We start from the raw sequence: 21,633 nt of genomic DNA, 5'->3' as shown, positions 1-21,633 counted from the left end.
CAAATTTCAATGAAACCATCACACTTATTAAGCATTATCATTATAAAAAATTAAAGATAATCTTCTAATCATCTAAGATATGATTTTTAAGATATAATTCAATGAATCAATATTTACTGATGTAAAAAAAAGAAGTAAAAAAAATACACTGCACAATTAAGTATACCGCCCAAAATCTGACGATAAAGCCGGTACATCTAACCCTTAAAAATAGAAATAAAATGAGAAAACACTACTTATTATGGATGATTTTCCTCTTTTCAGTTTTTCAACTGAATGCACAGACCTACTGTGTTCCTACAGCCGGCACTTCCAGCCAGTCTAACTATTTAAAGAATGCCATATTTTCTGATCAGGGAGCTTTATACTATACAGCATCTTCATATCAGGCTTATGTTGACAATTCTTCCAGCCAAACAGTATCTTCATATCCTGGAGGGACAGTGAACGTTCATCTGGATTTTGCAGGATCGGGAGTAAAGTCTTATGTCTGGATCGACTGGAATAATGATGGAGATTTTGATGATTTTTATGAAAATCCACTAGGACCTTCAAGCTATTCAGTTGTGGATGATCTGTTTTTTATTCCACCTTCTCAGGCCTCTGGAATATATAGAATCAGGGTACAGAGCGGCACTTCATTCCCGAACCCTGTAACCCCATGCGGGCCTAACAATTATGGAAATTTTGTAGATTTCAGTTTGAAGATCGATGCTTCACCAACCTGTTTTGTTCCTTCAACACTTACTTCTTCCAATATAACCAACAATTCTGCAATGATTTCCTGGAGTGCTCCTGCAACAGCACCGGGAAGCTATGAATATTATTATACTTCTTCCACCACTATTCCGGATGCCTCTACGCCAATATCAGGGACCAGTAATACAATCTCAGCACCCATCAGCGGACTTTCACCTTTTACAACTTACTATTATTATGTAAGATCAGTTTGCGGTACATCTAATAAAAGTGCATGGTCTTTAAGGGGGATATTTAAAACCAAGTGCGATGCTAAAACTTCAATGTTTGAAGACTTCGAAAGTGCAGTAAACGGGCCTAATAATGCTGACTGCTGGGATAGAATTATTTTAGGATCAGGATACCAGACAATTGGTTCCGGTAGTGGTGTGAACAGTAGCAAAGCGATGTATCAGAGTGCCAATGGTGCAGCTAACACAGTAATTGCTGTACTTCCGATGTTCAGTAATGTAAATGCGGGAACCCACTGGTTAAGATTTAAAGCAAAAGTAAGCAGTACTGCTGGTGTATTAGATATTGGTTACGTAACCAATGATACGGATGCTTCTTCTTTTGTGAATATCCAATCTGTGAATATCAGTAATACTGTTTTCGATGGATTTGAATATAGTGTTGTAATTCCCAATACCGTTCCTGCCAATGCAAGGCTGGCCATAAGACATGGAGGTGTTCCTTCTGTAAATATTTACTGGGATAATGTATATTGGGAGCCTAAACCAACGTGCTTTACTCCAACAAATATCGTTTTATCCAATGTAACCAGCGCAACAGCGAATATAGCATGGACAGCTCCTTCACCAGCACCAGCAATGGGGTACGACATTTATTACAGTACCAACAACACCGCGCCAACCTCATCTACCGTACCTAATATAACAGGGGTAACAGCTAATCCTTATACTATCCAGGGATTAAACTCTGCAACAACCTATTATATATGGATAAGATCAAGATGTAGTGCTTCAGATCAGAGTCTATGGAGCAATATTGCATCGGTACAGACTCTTTGTGCACCAGTTGCAACACTTTTAGAAAATTTTGATTCTTATGCTACGGGATTATTAACCAATGCTCCATGCTGGGGAAGAATTGTGACAGGAATAGCAAGCTTAAATATTAATGGAAATGGTGCTCTATCCGGAACGAAACATATTTTACAACGCAGTATTTCTGCAGGAGATATATCCATTGCTGTATTACCTGAGTTTACCAACATCAATGCAGGAACTCATTCTCTGAAGCTGAATGCTTATTGCAGTGTGAATACAGGAAAATTAGAGGTGGGATATATGACCAATCCTACTGATGCTTCTACTTTTACATTGATCCAGCAATTGAATATTACCAATACCTCGTATACTCCAGCTACAGGAAGTGAGTACACTATTGTCATTCCTAATACCGTTCCGGCAGGGGCAAGACTGGCTATCCGGGATACATATGCAACCTCAGGGAATGCATTGTATTACTGGGATAATGTTTCATGGGCTCCCACACAAACAATGAATGTACAGGACAACGCAGTGAAATCAAAAGCAAGCATTTCCCCTAATCCTTTCACTGATGTAATTATGATGACTGACCATAAAAACATGCAATCCGTTATGATATATGATACTTCGGGTAAATCCGTCACTGAGATCAGGAATCCTGACCATACAATTTCATTAAAAGATCTGGCATCAGGAATATATTTAATAAAAATGATCATGAAAGACGGTACTTCTCACACCGTAAAAGCCATAAAGAAATAAATGTTGTCTCTGTCATCAAAAGCGGTGGAAACTTGTCCATCGCTTTTATGACAGTTTTTATCCTCCTTAAACTTATTCAATGAAAGATTTTTACTTCGTTTATAAGCCTGCTTCCGAAACAGGAAAGCACTGGCTTTTATTGCTCAGAAAGCTTCTTTTTACAGTGCTCATTTTATCATTTGGAAGCAATATGCTTTTTTCCCAGAGAGATACGGAACATTGGTTTGCCCCGATGATGTCCAGACTTAATGATTCCAATAAACAGGCTTTATTTTTATCGACAGATTCTACAACTCCATTTCCCGTCACGATCTATAACAATAATACAGCCATTGGAAATGTAACAATCAGCAAAGGCAATCCCCAATCTTTTGACATTCCTATGGATAAAATGATTACGGGGTCACAATCAGAAGTTTTTAAGGTAACCGGACGAGGTATTTATGTTAAAGGAGAAAAACCTTTTTTCTGTACTTTCAGATTCTCTACAAAAAATCATGGAGAAATACTTACGTCCAAAGGAAAAGCTGGTATTGGAAACAAATTTTATGTTGCTTATGGGCCTATTGCTACAGCTTCTTCCAATAACAATTTCACCTGTGGAGTACTTGCTACTGAAGATAATACAATGGTAACAGTATCTAATTATGGAGCTTCCGTTCAATTCTCCAATGGGACTACTGGTACCAATACGCCTTCAATGACTTTTACCTTACAAAAAGGGCAATCGTATATTATAGAAGGTACAGGAAACCAGACAGGAAATCAAAGCGGTTTTATTGGAGCTAAAATTGAGTCTAATAAACCTGTAACTGTTACTAACGGAAATTTCAACGGTCAGATTGTTAACTCCAATAATGGCGGTGATATTTTAATGGACCAGTCGATACCGGTAGAACGTTTAGGGGATGATTTTGTCCTTGTTAAGGGTATGGCTCCGATCGCATCAAATGTAGAGGGTGCTGTAGTAACCGCTACAGAGAATAATACACAGGTATATCTCAATGATGATGTGAACCCGATTGCCACTCTTAATGAAGGGCAGTTCTATCGGATCGGCTCTTCTTCTTATATGAATCAAAATAGTACCGGACATTATAACATGCACATCCGGACTACCAAAAAAGCCTATGTTTATCAATTGATGGCTGGAACAGCAACATCATTTGTTGAAATTACCATCGGGGCTAATTATATTCCTCCTCTCAACTGTTTTCTTCCTAAGAAAATTGATGAAATAGGTATGATCAATGTATTACCTTATTATACTGCTATCACTCCTGCAGTAAAACTCAATATCATCACTGAGACAGGAGCTACAGTAACTGTTAACGGAATACCTTTACCTCCTGCACAAGGACCGTTCCCCGTAACCGGAAATACTAATTGGGTTACTTATTCTGTACCGAATGTTACAGGTAATATTACCGTAGAATCTACTAAAGCTGTGACGGCTGGTATTGCTGCCGGTGAAGGAAATGTAGGCTACGGTGGTTATTTTGCCGGATTTTCTTCTATCCCTGTTATTGCCAAGAAAAACGGAACCTGTATTCCGGGAATGTCACTGGAAGTAGATGATAGCTATACAACTTATCAATGGAATTTTAACGGAAATGCTATTCCGGGAGCGAATACCAACACATATACTCCTACTCAACCGGGAAATTACACCGTTACCGTATCTGTGGGTGGAAGCTGTCCCTCTGTCACAACACCGGTTTATAAGGCATTTTCATGTCTAGCTAATACCACAAAAGCATTAACGGTGTGTTCAACAGGAACCCCGGTAAACATAACGCCTTCATTTACGAATTCATCCCAAACTCCGGTTCCGGGAACGGTACAAATCATCAGTCCGCCTGCCAATGGTACACTCACAGTAAACCCTACAACAGGAATACTTACTTATACAGCCAATACCGGAGCTACAGATACTTTCACCTACAAATTCTGCGGCAATGTTCCCGAATTTACAGATTGCGAAGAAGTAAAAGTCAATATCACTGTCCAAACAGTCACAGTAACGAATACCTCCATTAAAGCATGCAGCAATAACGGAAGCGGACTTTTTGATCTCACTTCTGCCAATGTGGGAGGACCATCGGGAAGTAGTAAGAAATATTATCCCACCGCCGCAGATCTGGCTGCCGGTACTAATGAAATTATTCCAGCCAATGCTTATGTATCATCTGTTCCTAAAGACATTTATGTAAAAGTAACAACCCTTGAAGGGTGTTCTGCCCAGACAAAGATCAGTCTCCTGTTTAATCCTTCCCCGCAGGTTCGGAATACATCTTTAACGTCATGTTATATTGCTTCCGCTCCGGATAAAGGAAGCTTTGATCTCACCCAGGCATCTGTTACCAGCGAAACAGGTATTACAAAAGAATATTATAAAACACTACAGGATGCTGGAGCAGGTATCAATGCTATCCTGAACCCCAGTGTTTACATTTCCTCCGGCGGAAAGGTATACATTAAAATCATCAATGCTACAGGATGTTACACTATTGCGACAGTAACTCTTACCGTCACACTGCCTCATCCTTCCCCATTGCTTAAAGATCAATTCATATGTTTTAATGCTACAACAACACTGGATGCAGGATCCGGCTATGAGTCTTATGAATGGAGCACAGGAGATACAACTTCTTCTATTTCTAATGTAAGAGTAGGAAATTACTGGGTGATTTTAGGACATGACAACTGTTTTACAAAGCAGCATGTTTCTGTAAAAAAAGCACCTGACGTTGTTATCAGGCAAATTGATTTTGACAATAATAAAGCGACACTTACTGTAATAGGAGGAAATCCACCCTACTTATATTCCATTGATGGGATTAACTGGCAAAATTCAAATGTGTTTACAGGCCTGCCTAATGGTCAGAATAAGTTTTATGTAAAGGATTCTTACAACTGCGAGCCCATACAGGTAGAACTGACAGTGATGAACATCATCAATGCCATTACACCTAATGGAGATAATGTTAATGATAGCATTTCTTACGCAGAATTTGCTTACAAGAAAGAGTTATCCTTTACGGTACATGACAGATATGGAAACAATGTTTTTACAGGTACACGTTTTAACAATTATACTTGGGACGGCATGTTCAATAATAAAAAACTGTTCACCGGAACTTACTGGTATGTAATCACCTGGAAAGAACCCACCCTGAAAGACACCATCATCAAATACACAGGATGGATCTTACTGAAAAATTAAAGATTAATCTAAACACAATCAATCAACTGTAACAAAGCTGGCTTTCATGAAAAGCTGTCTGCCTCATTTAATCTAATCTTCCTTAAAGCTTATGAAAAGGATCTTATTTATCTTTATATTACTATTTGTATCATCATCTGTTTTTGCACAAAGGGATACAGAGCATTGGTTTGCTCCTATGGTGGCGAGTTCTTCGAATGGTTCACCCAAACAGGCATTGTATCTTTCTACAGACAATACAACACCGTTTCCTGTCAGTATTTATAATAATAACACTGTAATAGGAACAGTGACTATCAGCAAAGGAAATCCGCAGACATTTGATGTCCCGATGAATCTGATGATAGGACAAAATACAACCGATGCAATGAGTGTAAAAACAAGAGGGCTTTATCTTCATGGAGACCTTCCTTTTTTTGCCACCTACAGGTTTTCGGAAGTTAATCATGGAGAAATTCTGACGTCAAAGGGAAAAGCCGGTATTGGTAATAAATTCTATGCAGTATATGCTCCATTGATGAATAACCAGTCTTCACAAAATTTTTCCTGTGGTATACTGGCAACTGAAGACAATACCCAGGTCAAAGTTTCAGGATATGGTATGACAACGTGGTTCTACAATAATTTTAACGGACTTACCCATCCCAGTATTACAATCACTCTGAATAAAGGACAGTCTTATATTTTTGCAGGCTACGCCAATAAGCCCGGAAATAAAGATGGTTTTATCGGAGCTAAAATAGAATCTACAAAACCTGTATCTGTTACCAATGGAAATTATCATGGTCAGTTTGGAATGACACCTCCTTATAACGGGGAGGATATTATCATGGATCAGTCTGTTCCGGTTGAACGTTTAGGACAAGAGTTTGTTCTCATTAAAGGAATGGGAAATCTCCTTCCTGAAATTGAAGGAGCCATTATTGTTGCGACAGAGAACAATACAGAAATTAGGCTTAACAACAACCCTGCACCTGTAATAACACTCAATGAAGGGCAATATTACAGAGTAAGTGCAATGAATTATGTACTCAATGGGCCTTCTCATCATAATATGTATATCAAAGCATCAAAGAATGTTTATGTCTATCAATTATTATCAGGTATTGCAGACAATGATGCTACGGAAGGTTTCAATTATATACCGCCTCTTAACTGTTTTCTGCCTACTGTTATTGATGAAATAGGAAAAATAGGAGAACTTCCTTATTATACCACGTTCAATCCGCCTCTTTCTGTAAAGCTTAATATTCTTACCCAAACCGGGGCCGGAGTCGCAGTAAACGGCGTAACTCCCACCGCAGCAGAAGGGCCATTTCCTGTCACCGGAACTCCAAACTGGGTTTCATACTCAATTCCCAATATCACTGGAAATATAACAGTAACTTCTACCAAAGCCGTTACAGCCGGGATTATTGGAGGTAGTGGAAATCTTGGCTACGGAGGATATTTTGCAGGTTTCAATTCCATTCCGGTAATCAGCAAATCCGCCGGAGAATGTATTCCGGGAATTGTGTTAGAAGTGGAAAGCGGTTTTGACCATTATCAATGGAATCTTAACGGCACTCCTATTCAGGGTGCGAACAATAATACCTATACTCCTACCCAAGCAGGAAATTATACCGTATCAATTACTAAAAGCACCTGTAATCCTCTCACAACATATCCTTACAAAGTATACACCTGCCTTGTCAATACTGTAAAATCAATGAATGTCTGCAGCGCCGGGACTCCTACCGCCATCACTCCTGCATTCTCCAACTCTACACAGACTCCGGTCCCGGGAACAGTACAGATCATTGCTGCTCCGGTGAACGGGACTTTAACAGTAAATCCTGCAACAGGAATTCTTACTTATACAGCCAATACTGGAACAAGCACCGATACTTTCACTTATAAATTCTGTGGAAACGACCCGGATTTTACAGATTGTGAACAGGTAAAAGTCAATATAACAGTACAGCCTCTGATTTTAACGGATACGACTGTAAAAACCTGCGAGACCAACGGAACAGGTATTTTCAATCTTACTACAGCTGCTGTAGGAGGACCAACCAATGCCATCCGAAAATATTATCCTACCATGGCTGACTTAAATGCAGGAACCAATGAAATTATTCCTGCCAATGCATATCCATCAGTTGCTCCTGCGACAGTATTCGTAAAAGTAACTACAGTGGAAGGCTGTACGGCCAATGCTAAAATTACCCTTCAGTTTTATCCTGCTCCTAATGTGCAGAATGCAACCCTCAACGGATGCTTTGTTCCAGGCAATCCTAATACTGGAACTTTCGATTTAACCACAGCCCTTGTTACAAGCACTGCTCCTGTGACAAAAAAGTATTATCCTACTTTAACGGATGCCACAAACGGGACGAATGAAATAACTACTCCTACCGCTTATATTTCTTCAAATACAACAGTATATGTAAAGGTAATTACTGGCAATGGTTGTTTTGATTTTGCCCCAATTACTTTAACTGTGATTCCACCCAAGCCTTCTGCTCTTCTGGTGGATCAGTACATATGTCCGGATGCACGCGTTACATTGGATGCCGGGCCGGGCTATACCTCTTATTTATGGAACACAGGAGCAACTACTCCATCTATCACCGCTTCCATAGGTAATTATTGGGTAATCCTGACTTCCAATGGATGTGAAACGAAACAGTTTGTAAAAGTACTATCTGTTCCTGTTCCAAAAATTAAAAAGATAGAAACTACAGGAAATACAGTTACCCTTACTGTGGAAGGCGGTACACCGCCTTATCAATATTCAAGGGATGGAATGATATGGCAGGATTCTAATATATTTACAGGTCTTCCGAGAGGTAAAAATATTTTCTACGTAAAAGATTCCAATAATTGCCGTCCTGTGGAGACTCAGATCCTGGTTCCAAATCTCATCAATGCAATTACACCAAACAGTGACGGCATCAATGATAGTCTGGATTATTCAGAGCTTGGATTTTTGAAAGATCTGAAGTTTGGTATTTTCAACCGATACGGACAGCTTATTCATTCATCCGATAAAAATAATAACTTAAAATGGGATGGCACCATCGGTGGTACTCCAGTGAGCAGTGGTACTTATTGGTATGAAATAAAGTGGACAGATCCGGATACCCAAAAACTCATTTCCTATACCGGATGGATCATGGTCAAAAATAGGAATTAATTCAAATACAAAGCCTAATCAGAATTGTAATACTTTTTGTTTAAAGAAACTGTCTCAAAAAAATGAGACAGTTTCTGTTTTTTCTTCTATCCTTAGATATATACTGGCGTTTAATTATTAACACCCTCTCCTATCTTCAAGCTTCCGTCAGAATATTATGCAGCTCCTTTTATTTTTGTACCGTTCTTTGCCGCTTCGATTTTCTTATTATTTCTAAGCTCACGTTTCATTTTACGGTAGTCCCAGGGAGCAAGAGCATTACTATCCTGCCAAAGTCCCATTTTTTTAAGCTTTGCAGTTTCCTGAATTTTGCCCAGAGACGCATCTTTTGAGTAGGAAAAATACCACCATCCTAATCCTGCTTTGATAAGCTCTTTGGAAAGATATTTCCCGTCATCATAATATACTTTCGCAATGGATCTTCCATAACGATCTGTAGTTGTTTCAACAAAGTTTACTGTTTTCCCAAATACCTGAGCAGAAGTAAACTGTTTCGCATTTTTTCCAAATGCCTGCCCGCTTTCCGGACAATCAACTTCGGCAAGTCTAATTTTCTTTTGTTGATTTCCTTTTAAGAGTAATGTAATGGTATCTCCATCTGAAATTTTGATCACTTTTCCGGTAGTCTGTGAGAATAGAAATAAAGGGAAAAGTACGTACAGCAGCATTAGTCGTTTCATGGAGCAAATATAGGGATTAGAAAGTCTTTTTTAATTACAAAAACCTCGCGTTTTGCGAGGTTTTTTATATTGAATTAAGTTATTTCATTTTTTTTGCCTCAAAGTCGGGAGACTTTGCGGAGCGAACTATTCAACATCCAATACTTTATGAACATCGTTAAAATTATACCAGCGTTCTTTTTTACCGGGATAATAGTAGTACAATTCATCCAAGTATGTATCTTCTTTAAGAAAGGTAGTCCCTTTATTTAGCGGTAATATATAATTGTCTAAATTGTTAATGAAACTAATGTATTGACTGTAATTATATTTAGTTTGTGAAGAAATGGTTTCGCATAGTATATCTTTATTATCAATTCTATTACCATCATCGCTGATACGTCCACTACTTGAAACATATTCATCAATCAGTTTATTACTAAAAAAAGAGGCTATCTTTTGAGCATCAATTGCTACGAAGAATAAATATCCTCCATTTTTTAAAACTTGAAATAATTCATTTAAGTCTTTAGTAGAATGATTAGTTTTTTTTACAGCCCTACGCTCATTAAGAGTCAAAAAATTCTCTCTGCAAAAACATTTTTTAGCCATTAAAAACTGTTGAAATGCCAAACTATCTTTTTTTAAAAATGTCTTTAACTTTTCATATTTGGTATTTCCGACAGGAGTTTGTCCCCAAATGATCACATTAAATAGCAAAAAAACTATAACAATGAATATTTTTTTCATCACTTACTTTGTTTATTATTTTTATCTGCAACGTACAAGTAAACTGCTTGAGCATACTTTAGATACACATGGTTGTTTCCCTTATTGTTTTTCTCAAAGAGGGAAAACTACTATAATTGAAGCAATTAATCCTGAAAGACTAAATGATCTATGTAAATATTAAGACCTGTTCTTTTTAAGAGCTCCAGAGATGTTGCAAAATAATTAACTCCTAAGGCATCTTCTATGGCTTGTGCAGAATTGATATATAGATGAAAATCTTTCATATTATTATTCTTACTTACGTCTATAGTATGATCATGAAGTGAATCCAACCCACTTCCCATAAAACCTTTTTTTCCAAAGAACAATTCACCTAAATAACAGAAAAAATCTTTGTTGTCTTTAACAAGATCTCCCTCCATTTTCATGATGTTATTCTCTTTACTCATTGTATAAAGACCGTTATTCCAAATAAAACAAGCCTGGAGATAAGAGTTTTTAAGTTCACTGTTCTCAGCCTTCCGCCAGTTAAATTCTGAATGATTGAACCAATCGTAAAAAATTTTCATGAGATATTGATCATATCCACTTCCCGTAATACTCATTTTATTAATCATAGTTCCATAAAGAACAATTCCATCTGGCTCATTATAGTCTTCTTCAGTTAAAACATAGTCTATGATAAATCGGGTTTTATATAATATTCCTTTTTTACCTGCTTTATTGTAAATTTTTACAGTTAGTTTGATTTCAGGCTTTTCTAATTCATCTAAAATAATGGATTTAGCTTCAGGCTTAACTTTCAGTAATAATTTATCATTAACAATTTTCTCATCTCTAGTAAGATCTAGATAATCTATTTTAATATTATTTAAGAATATCTCCATTTTTATTTACTAAATTATTCTATTCATAAACGGACTTTACTTCTATGATCTTATCCGGCAAAGTCTGTAAGTTTGTATAAGTTTGTTGATATTAGGGAAAAACCAAATATATTAAGTTATTGCCCCTCTAAACCAAATTGATTTTCATAATCCAGTTTTTCAATTTTATCAGAATTTTTTATAATCACTTCTAAAGATCCTTTTGGTTTTATTATCGAGTCTCCAACCACAACTTTATCCCACCAATCTCTGTAAACTACAATACTATCTTGATGGCCATACACCAGAAATGGTATATTGTGATTATCATGATTCATATACTTTTTTCTAACTATTGATTTTATATCCTTTTCTCTAATTTCATCAATAAAACTGCCTTCATTTTTTGAAGAAAATATCAGTTTGTATAGGAATACTATAGCAATAATAACCAACAGGATTACAAAACTCTTATTTCTATTCATTTTTCCTAATTAAAAAAACAATTAATATTCAAAAAACCAATCATAAGGTTAAAAGCAATATCAAAAATACCATCATCAGCAGAATTGTAGTTTTACCAATTAAATGGCATCGCCACATAGGTGTTTTCAAAAATAGGTAAGGACAAAACTTCCTTTGTTTTTAAGCCGGTTTCTCCCTTCTTCACAATGCAAACTTTAAGTAATTCTCCCCGATGATGGTAACCATTTAAGATGAGCGCCTGAATACCATCAGTATCCAGAATCCTGATCAACGCTCGAAATTTATCTGCTGTATCTGTTACTTCCAGAAAACTTAAATCAATATCAGTAAAGGAGATATTTTCATCGGCTACAATCTGAACAAAGCGTTGTCCGATATCATATGCAGTCAGGTCTTTAAATTTTCCATCTGCCGTTACAAGACTGGTTTCCAGGCAATCCAGATATACTTTTCGCTCTTGTGACAAATAGTTTCGGATATGCAACTTAGCTTCTTGCACTATCTCAATAGCATTTCTTCTGAAAGCTCTTTTCCACTCATCAATTTTTATTAAAATATCTGTATCCGCATACTCCCACAAAAAAGAATAAACCTTCTGATCAGGAAAAAAAGTTTCCATTTGAATTCCGTCTTCATAGTTATAAAACAACCACAAGCTATCATAGTTCAATTCACTGTGTTTAAAAAAATTGGAAAGGTAATAATGATGGGTATCTCTATATTTCTTCATAAACCACTAATGCTTTTTTGGAGATATTTCAGTTTTCGCCGGAATAATTATAATTTCCAACAGCCAATATTGACAGGTAGAGAAGAATAATTTTCAATAAAAAAATCATGATCAAAACGATAAAAATAAAAATCTTCTATATCAATCTCAATTTTCTGGATCGTAATTTCCAGGTGTAAAAAAAATTCAACAAATTCTTTCACAAAATCATTGATATTAATTATTATATCCTCATCAGTATATAATCCTCCATTGATCTGATTATCAGAACAACCACCACCCCAATATACTGAACAACCTTCAATAAAAGCAATGAAACGGTCTACCAGATTCTCCGGCATATCTTCATGAATTACAATTTTAAATTCAAATATATCTTTCATTAATTCTTGTTTTAGTCAGTAACTGCCTGCTTTCTACAAATCTCTATCCTGACAAGTATATAGTGTTGAAATATCAACAGGAAGCATAATCGTTCTGATATCTGAATTTCTCACTTTACTAAAAGTAATATCCAAACCCACGGATAATGATAATGTTCTCAATAAAAATACATTATCACTTTTGTTATTCTCTTCAAAAATACGATTTATGGTACTCCAATCCCTTTTAGTAAAAGTCTTTTTCCCTATGATATTCTGCATCTCTTTAGATGATTTTTCATCTGTTTTTACACCATAATATGTTTTCTCTCCATCTGTAAAATCCTTCTGAACACAAGTAAAAATATAGGAATCATTTTCCAGTGAAACCCATGATGTTATAATATCATCATACCAGTCAAGTATATGTAATTGAATAATGGTCACTTCTATTTTATTTATTTTTCGTCAAAATTAATGGTAAACCGGGCTGATCAATTTTCATGATTTTATCAAATCCAACCTTCATGTACTATCTCTGGTGGGTAATATAATTGATAAAAAAATTCATCACGATAGTAAACTTTGCATATTGGGTATTTACGGATTGAATTTAATAGTTTTAAAAACTTTTAAAAATAATTCTTTATTCTCTTCACTTAAATCATTGATAATTATTGCCATTTTATTTTGATGAATATCTACACTGTCAAAATGAATCCCAATAAGTCCTTTATCCATTTTTTTCGGCATCATAATCTGAGCTCTGTGTTTATTGATTGTATCGTAGTAATAATAATTAACATTATAAATTCCGTTTCTGTAATCTCTATCAGAATTATCAGAAAGATAAGCTCTGAATTCTCTGTTATTCTTAAACTTCTCAAAAAGCTCAGGCTCTACCGTAACCATATAATTATCTTCCACAAAAGGTTTGTAATCACCATAGTAAATATAGCCAACATGCCTATTTCCAGCATTAATGCTGTATATCTGAGAATCTTCGGCTCTTTCTTTTTTAATGCTCATTGATTTGGGTAAACTCAGTGATGCATTAGCAATAGTGTAATTAACAAATTCATGATCCTTACAGCAAGAATACAGCATCATCAAAAAACAGAACAGAAGAAAACGAACTTCTGTTTTCAAGGTTATTTTTCTATATTTTGGGGTAAGAATGTTTAATGTGAACAAAAAAAAAGAAAATTCTTTCATCATTTTTAAGAGGGCTAAATCAATGGTTATTAATAGGGTAAAGGTAATAAAAAAGAGTTCATAAAAAATTAATTAAAAATTATACCTCATTTTCTTTTTTTATTCCAAAAAGAATTGCAACTTTGCAGCCCTAAAAACGATGTAAAATTCGTTATCGATGATCCTTCGGGGCGTAGCGTAGTCCGGTCATCGCGCCTGGTTTGGGACCAGGAGGTCGCAGGTTCGAATCCTGCCGCCCCGACTTATAAATTTAGGGTGCGTAGCTCAGCTGGATAGAGCATCTGCCTTCTAAGCAGACGGTCAAAGGTTCGAATCCTTTCGCGCTCACTTAAAGACTTACTGGAAACAGTGAGTCTTTTTTGTTTTTGCTCAGGCCCTGCTAAAAGTTCTCCATTTTTAGTGAGGAATAATAAAAATAATATAAGAATATGATTATTAAACAGGTACAATGAATCAAAGAGCGTTCACGAAAAAATAATTAAAAATTATCTCTAATTTTATTTTTTTATTCCAAAAAGTATTGTACCTTTGCAACCGCAAAAACGAAGTAAAAATCGTTACTGATGACACCTCGGGGCGTAGCGTAGTCCGGTCATCGCGCCTGGTTTGGGACCAGGAGGTCGCAGGTTCGAATCCTGCCGCCCCGACTTATAAATTTAGGGTGCGTAGCTCAGCTGGATAGAGCATCTGCCTTCTAAGCAGACGGTCAAAGGTTCGAATCCTTTCGCGCTCACTTAAGACTTACTGGAAACAGTAAGTCTTTTTTGTTATATTCAGGATCTTTGGAACTCATACTCGTAGTCACTCATTCTGGCATCCTGCTGAAGAAGTTATTATTCTTAGTATTAAATATCACTAGGAAAACCCGTATCTGCTACTTAGATATTTCTACATCATAATTAAGAAACTCCCATTTAATAATATAAAATACGATAAGATACTGAAGCTTTTATTTTCATTCATATACCGATTTACATCTAATAGATTGGAAAAATATCGGTAAAGAAAAAGACATACCGAACATTAAAATTATTTTTTCTTTTCTTTTTTTAAACTTCATGCAAAGTAAGCATAAACACAACATCCATTACAAAACCACTATACAATGTATGCACGCAATGAACCTACACCATACATACAACCTAATAACAACCCTTACAGATAAAGTAAAACAACATGATGTACCTATGATGTATTCTATAATTTTCTTATTTCCTTTCTTTTCTTGAAATTGCAGCAAATTATCGATTCTAAAACACAAAATTGATCAAAAAACCTTTATGATGCCTAACGGGTGGGGTTAATAATCCCACCTGTTTTTTGTGGATATTAGTCATAATTACAAGAGTTAATAAACAGTAGTTTATATTATAATGAATTCACTTTTATCTTGCATTATATTTAATTTTTGTATTATTCTCAATATAGTATTTATTCTATGATGATGAAATCTTTGAAAAATTTTAATAGAATAATCTATTGTCTTGTTTTTACATGCGGTTGTTCAAAACTATTTCCACAACACTATAGTATACAGCAAATAGATACTTTACTCATAAAAACAAATGAAGAACTCAGAACCCAAATATCTAACAAGGATCTGATCATTTGGAATCAAAAAATTATAAAAGAAGCCCAGCAAAATAATTACCCTAAAGGAGAAGCCTGGGGTTATGCCAATATTGCGAATCGTCTATGGCTTACAGGAGAATTTAAAAAGGCCATAGAATATCTGAATGATGCTGAGGAAAAATCAAAAGATATCAATGATGATTTTCTTGCCGGTAAAATTAATCAGGAATATTCACAGGTCTACAACAGGATGAATCTCCCTAAAATGGCTTTAGGTTATAATTCAAAGGCCATGAAATTTGCTTTAAGATTGAAAAAAGATAATCAGGACTGCCGATTTTTTTTACGGTATGTTTATTCAACCCGGGCATCGTATTTCGACGGAGTTGAACAGTCTGATTCATCACTCGTCTACCTTCATAAAGCAATGAAAATAGATCTGAATCCTTTAGATATAGCACTTATAGCATATCATTATACAAAGTATGATCGAAATTTAGATTCAGCCAATTATTATTTTAAAAAAAGCCTTGACCTGATAGAAACCAAAAGGTTTAAACATAATAAATACCAGAGAGCGGTTATTTTATATAATTATGGCTTTTTTCTGTATGTTCAGAAAAAAAATGATGAGGCTATTGATATCTATCAACAATCCCTTGAACTGGCAAAGGAAGTAAACAGACCTTATCTGGTCTTAGATAATTACAGATGGCTGGCCACAGTTTATAAAGACCTTAAAGAATCTGAGAAAGAATCTGAATATTTAAGCAAGGCCACCTCACTAAAAGACAGCTTAGACAATGACCAAAGCAAAGCTATCACATTAGCTTTTAATAAAATTTCAAAGAAAGAAGAAGAAAAACAAAAAAACAAATTCCTGTCATTTTTATGGTATGGAGGAGTTCTGTTTGTACTTATTTTTTTACTATCTCTTTATTTTTATCTACAGTTTAAAAGAAAGAAAAAAAGGCTTATTGAAAGTAAAACAATTATTCTTCGGCAGGAAGAAGAAGCAAAAATTCTAAAAAGAAAGCTCAATGAAAATCATGAGCAGATCATTCAACTGGCAAAAAAAAACGATGTTGGCTTTTTAGCATTATTTCAGGAAACATATCCTGAGGTCTGCCAGCAACTTTTAAAAATCAACGCTAATCTTTCCCCCTCTGACTTATCTTTCTGTGCTATGATATGGCTGGGGTTCTCTTCAAAAGAAATGGCACAGTATTCTTCTATGGAGCACAGATCTGTACAAACGAAGAAATACCGATTACGCAAAAAACTACACCTTGAAGCACAGACTGATCTCTATCAATTTATAAGATCAATATCTGAGGTTAAATAATCTTCACGAACATAAAACATAATGAATATGATGGTTATTCTCCTCAAAAGTAATAAGAGTTTACCCCTGACACTATATATAAAATCCCTCATTCTTAAGTGAGGGATTTTTAATTTTCGTCAATACTGATTTTATTTCAGTTTGTAAGTATTTCCATTCCAAAGGTAAGTTCTGAAAGAATGTTTTTTCTTCTCTCTATCTCTTTCATCTACTTCCATATCTTCCACTTTTAAGATAAATGCATTGGGAATTCCTCCTTTATCATTGGGAAAAATAAATTCTTCGCTATGATAAAAAACACCGGCATCCCCTACGTTTGTCAATTGCGGAAGGGCAATTAACTTTTTACCTTTAAAAAGAACATACTGATCATAACTTGCTATTCCACAAGCTTCTCCCGAAACCATTGCTTTTAAGGTGAATTCAACATTTTGCAGTTTATGATTGCTTTCTATATTGAATGCTGCTGAACTCAACTCCTCCCCTCTTCCGGTATCAAAATACACCTCATCAATAAGTGTATTTCCTTCCAGTACTTTTATTCCGGCAATATTCTGCTTTTCAATTTCATTGATTTCTTTATTCTTCCGGTCAATTGTTTTGGAAAGCCCAAAGAGGAAGTCATACCCATTCTTATTACGGTAGCCTACACAAATATTGCCACCCCAGATATATCCTTCCAATGTATTCTCTCCTTTCTGATAAGAGATTTTATACCAGTTAGCATTTCTTTCTCCCAGTTTCAGGACTGCATTTTCTTTTTTAAGAATCATTACCTGTTGGTTGACCTGCAATGAATCTACAATCTGAGCATTCACTCCAGGATCTAATCTCACACGCGTCCAATCTGTAAAGATTTTTTGAGTTTTATTTTCTTCAAAGCTAAAGATATCATCTGCATACACTTCATTTTCCTGTGCTGTAAAAAACTGCAGTATCAGTAAAAATAAAGCTGTCCATAAAGTTTTCATATTCGTATTTTGTTTTTGGTGTGTTATTTTTCAAGCAGAAGGCTTACCCACTCTTCACGCTGTAATTTCTTTTTAAGCTCCAGACCACTTTCTTTGCATACTTCCAGAATATCATCTACATCAAAGAAGCAAAGGCCTGAAAGTAATAATTTTCCACTGTCATTCAATACTGAAACATAGGTTGGGATATCTGAAATCAGGATATTTCTGTTGATATTGGCTAAAATGATATCGTAATTCTCTTTCCCTAAGTTTTCTGCAGTTCCCTGTTCAATATCCAGTTCTACATTATTTCTTACTGCATTTTCTTTTGAATTTTCTACTGACCATTCATCAATATCGATAGCTTTGGTATCTCCTGCGCCCTGCTGTTTTGCATAAATAGCTAATACAGAAGTTCCGCATCCCATATCCAATACTTTTTTACCACTGAAATCAATATCCATCATTTGCTGGATCATTAAATGGGTTGTAGGGTGATGACCTGTTCCGAAAGACATTTTAGGTTGAATGATAATTTCATGCATTCCCGGTACAGATTCATGGAATTCTGCCCTGATCAATACTTTATCATCGATATTGATAGGAGAAAAATTCTTTTCCCATTCTTCGTTCCAGTTGATGTTCGGCATTTCTTCGAAAGAATATTCGATTTTTACGTTTTCGTTTTCAAAGATCGGAAGTCCTTTCAACTGATCTTCTTGAAACAAATCTGTCTGGATATATCCTAAAATTCCGTCAATTTCTTCTGTAAAGCTGTCAAAGCCTATTTCTATAAGCTCTGCCATTAATATCTCGTTCCAAGGTTGCAATGGAGAAATCTTGAAATTGAATTCTAAATAATTTTGCATGTGAATAATTTCTGCAAAAATACTAATGTTATTACGGTAAAAAAAATGATGGAGTCATTTTTGGCTGAAACCGGGGAGTTTTATGTTTTTTTAAATTGTGGATGTGGTAAAAAAGTTTATTTGTTAATTTTTTCTCCCACAAATTATACGGATGACACGGATGATTGCATCGTATTTTCAATAGAGGCGGGTTTTAGCCCGTCTTCAAAATCATGACAAATTTCCATTGGCTTCAGCCGAAACTTATTTTTTCTATCCTAAAGGCTATGTAGATTTTTTAAAATGCGAAAGATTGTAAGTTTGGGCTAAAGCCTAAGAAACATACAAAATAAAGCGGGCTAAAGCCCGCTCCTATTGAATTTTATTGTTCAAGTTAGATTAAAATGTCCTTTGCCGAAAGCTTTAAACATTAAACTCTCAACCTTGAACTTTAAATTTTAAAACCTTATTAAGGATTTGTAGAGAATATAGAACCGTTTGCAATCAGCGCTCTTCTGTTCATTTTCAGGATATCTCTTACCCATTCTGCAAAATCTTCCGGCTGTAATACTTTATCAGGATTTCCATCTGTAAGACCGCCCTGGATGCTCATATCAGAAGCAATAGTACTTGGAGTCAGCGTAATGACACGGATATTTTGTTTTCTCCATTCTGCCATCATAGATTGAGAAAGAGATACTACGGCTGCTTTTGAAGCGGCGTATGCAGACATATTAGGACCTCCTTTCAGACCTGCAGTAGAGGCTACGTTGACTATATCACCTTCTCCTTTTGCTTTCATGAAGGGATAAACTGCTTTGGCTGCATAGTATACTCCGAAAAGATTGGTTTTAATAACCTGCTCCCAAGTTTCAGAAGGCATTTCTTCGATAGAACCAAAGTCTCCGATTCCTGCATTATTGATCAGAATATCAATTCCTCCCAATTGTTCTGCTAAAGATTCTATTCCAGCTTTTACCTGAATTTCATTGTCTACAGAAAATACTGCGTAGGCTGAGTGTACTCCTAATTTTTTGATTTCTTCAACCGTCATTTTAAGGTTCTCTTCGTTTCTTCCTGTAATGGCAACGTTTACTCCTTCATTGGCTAAAGCTAATGCTACAGCTTTTCCTAGTCCTCTTCCACCACCTGTTACAATGGCATTTTTTCCGTTTATATTCATAGTAATGATACTTTTCTTGATACAAAGTTACGAAAGAACATTTTTACGAAACAGCGAAAACATGGATTTAATAGTTTTTTAATTGTTTATCGTAAAACTCGATAAAAATTAAAACCGGCTCATAAGAACCGGTTTCAAATCTAAAAAAAGGTATAGTAAAAAAATAAAAAGCTTAAGGAATCTGGATGGCGTTCTGAACTTCAAATTCTTCTGAAGCGGAGAATTCATTTCCATACATGTCTACAGCTTTCACCTCAACCTTGTGTTTTCCTAATGATAATTTCTTAGGAAAATCCGCTTCCCAGATATGTTTTGACATTTCAGGGTTTGAAGGTCTTCTGCCCGGAAGAATTTTCTCTGTAGAATCCCATTTGAAAACAGAAAGAGCAAAATTCGGGTCGATGGTTTCATCGTACTTCATTTCTTCCCATTTTCCACCGTCTATTCTGTATTCTACCTTGTCTTTTTTGCTTCCCATGAAGAAGTTAGCCAGTACTTTGGCAGAGGTTCTTGAGGAAGAAATTACTTTCGGAACATATAATTTGATCTGATAGTCTTCCGGTTTCCCGGCTGTTCTGTACTTAACTTTATACTGATTGTCTGTAAAACTGATGAAAGAGTAACCTTTTGCAGTCCCATCTCTCATGGTTGAGGTAGGAAGTCCGGCTTCATCCGGTGTTCCTGAATACCAGTCGCCACAAGTAGTTCCTACGTTATATTCGTGTAATTCTTTGATTCCGTTCCAGCCTGCTTTTTTGCCATAGAAAATCTGTTGCTGGATGTGAGTATGTGCTGACAAAAGCAATACATTCTGGAAAGGATTCAGAAAATCAAATAATTTCTGACGGTCCGCATTTCTGAAGTTGTCTTCATTATTATGTTCCAATGGAATATGGAAAGAAATGACGATCAGTTTATTTTTATCAACCAGTTTCAGATCATTTTCGATAAACTGAAGCTGGTCATCACGGAATCCGCCCCAATACCCTTTGCCGTCTCTCGGGTCCGGATAAAGAATATCATCTAAAATGATGAAGTGTACATTACCGTAGTTGAAGGAGTAATTGGCAGGACCAAAATTAGATTCAAATGTTTCATCGGAAAGCCTGTCTTCCTTTGCATCATAGTTTATGTCATGATTTCCCATCACATTATACCAGGGTAGTCCGACTTCTTTCATCACATCTGCGTAAGGTTTCTGAAGACTTAGGTTGTCTCCTACCAGATCTCCCAGACTGATACCCAATACTGCATTTTTCTTTGTATTCTTTACTTCGTTTACGATTCCTCTTTTGAAGTAATCCAGTTCTTTTTCTGTGTAAGGCTGAGGATCACCGAAAACAAGGATGTCAAAATTTTTGTTTTCGTTTTGCTTATAAAGCGGGAAGTTCAGTTCTTTGGGAAGGTCTCCTGTGGGAGCTACTCCTTTGTATTTAAAATCTGCAGGAGATCCATTAGGTTTATGATGATAATAGAACTGTGGAAGATTGTTTGCATTTAAAGCAGTCTGATACCCTGAAGGCTTGATCACAAAAATAGTTTGATCTTCCTGAACCGGAAGACTGTATCTACCGTTTTTATCCGTAAGAACTACCTGCACTCCATTAGAGACAGCTACGCCTTCAATTCCTTTTTCACGGTTTTCTTTCTTTTGATTTTTGTTGAGGTCTTCGAATACATATCCTGAGACAGAAGTCTGTGCGAGCGCCATTGCTGAAACCAGCATACAAGGCATGATATATTTTATATTGATAGTCATAATTTT

The 21,633-nt window shown here is 35.8% G+C and carries 16 protein-coding genes and 4 tRNA genes; 8 read left to right on the top strand and 12 right to left on the bottom strand.

Annotation, left to right across the window (positions count from 1 at the left end; translation table 11 throughout):
• The first annotated feature begins 221 nt into the window (after positions 1-221).
• The 3 genes from PZ898_RS21560 (at position 222) to PZ898_RS21550 (ending at position 8,917) form a co-directional block, all read left to right on the top strand.
• Complete coding sequence (locus PZ898_RS21560) at positions 222-2,513, top strand: fibronectin type III domain-containing protein (RefSeq protein ID WP_277694214.1); 2,292 nt, start codon at positions 222-224, stop codon at positions 2,511-2,513.
• Between the two features lie 79 nt (positions 2,514-2,592).
• Positions 2,593-5,739 (top strand): T9SS type B sorting domain-containing protein, encoded by a 3,147-nt coding sequence (locus PZ898_RS21555; RefSeq protein ID WP_277694213.1) that lies wholly within the window; start codon positions 2,593-2,595, stop codon positions 5,737-5,739.
• A gap of 91 nt (positions 5,740-5,830) precedes the next feature.
• Complete coding sequence (locus tag PZ898_RS21550) at positions 5,831-8,917, top strand: T9SS type B sorting domain-containing protein (RefSeq protein WP_277694212.1); 3,087 nt, start codon at positions 5,831-5,833, stop codon at positions 8,915-8,917.
• A 155-nt stretch (positions 8,918-9,072) separates the two neighbouring features.
• Here the strand turns inward: PZ898_RS21550 and PZ898_RS21545 are convergent, their stop codons facing one another.
• From PZ898_RS21545 to PZ898_RS21510, 8 genes are all read right to left on the bottom strand, one after another.
• Positions 9,073-9,597 (bottom strand): thermonuclease family protein, encoded by a 525-nt coding sequence (locus PZ898_RS21545; RefSeq protein WP_120232959.1) that lies wholly within the window; start codon positions 9,595-9,597, stop codon positions 9,073-9,075.
• Positions 9,598-9,723: 126 nt separating this feature from the next.
• Positions 9,724-10,326 (bottom strand): hypothetical protein, encoded by a 603-nt coding sequence (locus PZ898_RS21540; protein ID WP_216445161.1) that lies wholly within the window; start codon positions 10,324-10,326, stop codon positions 9,724-9,726.
• A 125-nt stretch (positions 10,327-10,451) separates the two neighbouring features.
• On the bottom strand, positions 10,452-11,195 hold the full coding sequence (locus PZ898_RS21535) for a hypothetical protein (RefSeq protein ID WP_277694211.1): 744 nt from the start codon (positions 11,193-11,195) through the stop codon (positions 10,452-10,454).
• A 116-nt stretch (positions 11,196-11,311) separates the two neighbouring features.
• Positions 11,312-11,659 (bottom strand): hypothetical protein, encoded by a 348-nt coding sequence (locus PZ898_RS21530; RefSeq protein WP_062676446.1) that lies wholly within the window; start codon positions 11,657-11,659, stop codon positions 11,312-11,314.
• 92 nt (positions 11,660-11,751) lie between these two features.
• Positions 11,752-12,390 carry a hypothetical protein gene (locus tag PZ898_RS21525; RefSeq protein WP_062676447.1) on the bottom strand — a complete coding sequence of 213 codons (639 nt, stop codon included), beginning with the start codon at positions 12,388-12,390 and terminating at the stop codon, positions 11,752-11,754.
• Between the two features lie 47 nt (positions 12,391-12,437).
• Positions 12,438-12,773, bottom strand: coding sequence for a hypothetical protein (locus tag PZ898_RS21520; RefSeq protein WP_277694210.1), 336 nt, complete (start codon positions 12,771-12,773; stop codon positions 12,438-12,440).
• A 33-nt stretch (positions 12,774-12,806) separates the two neighbouring features.
• On the bottom strand, positions 12,807-13,199 hold the full coding sequence (locus PZ898_RS21515; RefSeq protein ID WP_216445165.1) for a hypothetical protein: 393 nt from the start codon (positions 13,197-13,199) through the stop codon (positions 12,807-12,809).
• Between the two features lie 153 nt (positions 13,200-13,352).
• Complete coding sequence (locus PZ898_RS21510) at positions 13,353-13,901, bottom strand: hypothetical protein (RefSeq protein ID WP_216445166.1); 549 nt, start codon at positions 13,899-13,901, stop codon at positions 13,353-13,355.
• A 232-nt stretch (positions 13,902-14,133) separates the two neighbouring features.
• Between PZ898_RS21510 and PZ898_RS21505 the strand changes: the two genes are divergently transcribed.
• The 5 genes from PZ898_RS21505 to PZ898_RS21485 all read left to right on the top strand — a co-directional run bounded on the left by PZ898_RS21505 (position 14,134) and on the right by PZ898_RS21485 (position 16,884).
• Positions 14,134-14,208: transfer RNA gene (locus PZ898_RS21505), tRNA-Pro, on the top strand.
• A gap of 12 nt (positions 14,209-14,220) precedes the next feature.
• Positions 14,221-14,294: transfer RNA gene (locus tag PZ898_RS21500), tRNA-Arg, on the top strand.
• 245 nt (positions 14,295-14,539) lie between these two features.
• A tRNA-Pro gene (locus PZ898_RS21495) sits at positions 14,540-14,614 on the top strand.
• Positions 14,615-14,626: 12 nt separating this feature from the next.
• Positions 14,627-14,700, top strand: a tRNA-Arg gene (locus PZ898_RS21490).
• A gap of 720 nt (positions 14,701-15,420) precedes the next feature.
• Positions 15,421-16,884, top strand: coding sequence for a tetratricopeptide repeat protein (locus tag PZ898_RS21485; RefSeq protein WP_183037443.1), 1,464 nt, complete (start codon positions 15,421-15,423; stop codon positions 16,882-16,884).
• Between the two features lie 131 nt (positions 16,885-17,015).
• Here PZ898_RS21485 and PZ898_RS21480 read toward each other — a convergent pair whose 3' ends face one another.
• The 4 genes from PZ898_RS21480 to PZ898_RS21465 all read right to left on the bottom strand — a co-directional run bounded on the left by PZ898_RS21480 (position 17,016) and on the right by PZ898_RS21465 (position 21,603).
• On the bottom strand, positions 17,016-17,855 hold the full coding sequence (locus PZ898_RS21480; RefSeq protein ID WP_277694209.1) for an SH3 domain-containing protein: 840 nt from the start codon (positions 17,853-17,855) through the stop codon (positions 17,016-17,018).
• Positions 17,856-17,878: 23 nt separating this feature from the next.
• Positions 17,879-18,706 carry a 50S ribosomal protein L11 methyltransferase gene (gene prmA / locus PZ898_RS21475; RefSeq protein WP_277694208.1) on the bottom strand — a complete coding sequence of 276 codons (828 nt, stop codon included), beginning with the start codon at positions 18,704-18,706 and terminating at the stop codon, positions 17,879-17,881.
• 448 nt (positions 18,707-19,154) lie between these two features.
• Positions 19,155-19,868 carry a 3-ketoacyl-ACP reductase gene (locus PZ898_RS21470; RefSeq protein ID WP_277694207.1) on the bottom strand — a complete coding sequence of 238 codons (714 nt, stop codon included), beginning with the start codon at positions 19,866-19,868 and terminating at the stop codon, positions 19,155-19,157.
• Between the two features lie 172 nt (positions 19,869-20,040).
• Positions 20,041-21,603, bottom strand: a complete 1,563-nt coding sequence (locus PZ898_RS21465) for a calcineurin-like phosphoesterase C-terminal domain-containing protein (protein ID WP_277695613.1) — start codon at positions 21,601-21,603, stop codon at positions 20,041-20,043.
• Between the last annotated feature and the right edge of the window lie 30 nt (positions 21,604-21,633).

It is taken from the genome of Chryseobacterium sp. WX (genome assembly GCF_029542485.1).
GTDB lineage: Bacteria > Bacteroidota > Bacteroidia > Flavobacteriales > Weeksellaceae > Chryseobacterium > Chryseobacterium cucumeris.
This window is presented reverse-complemented; position numbering and strand designations above follow the sequence as displayed.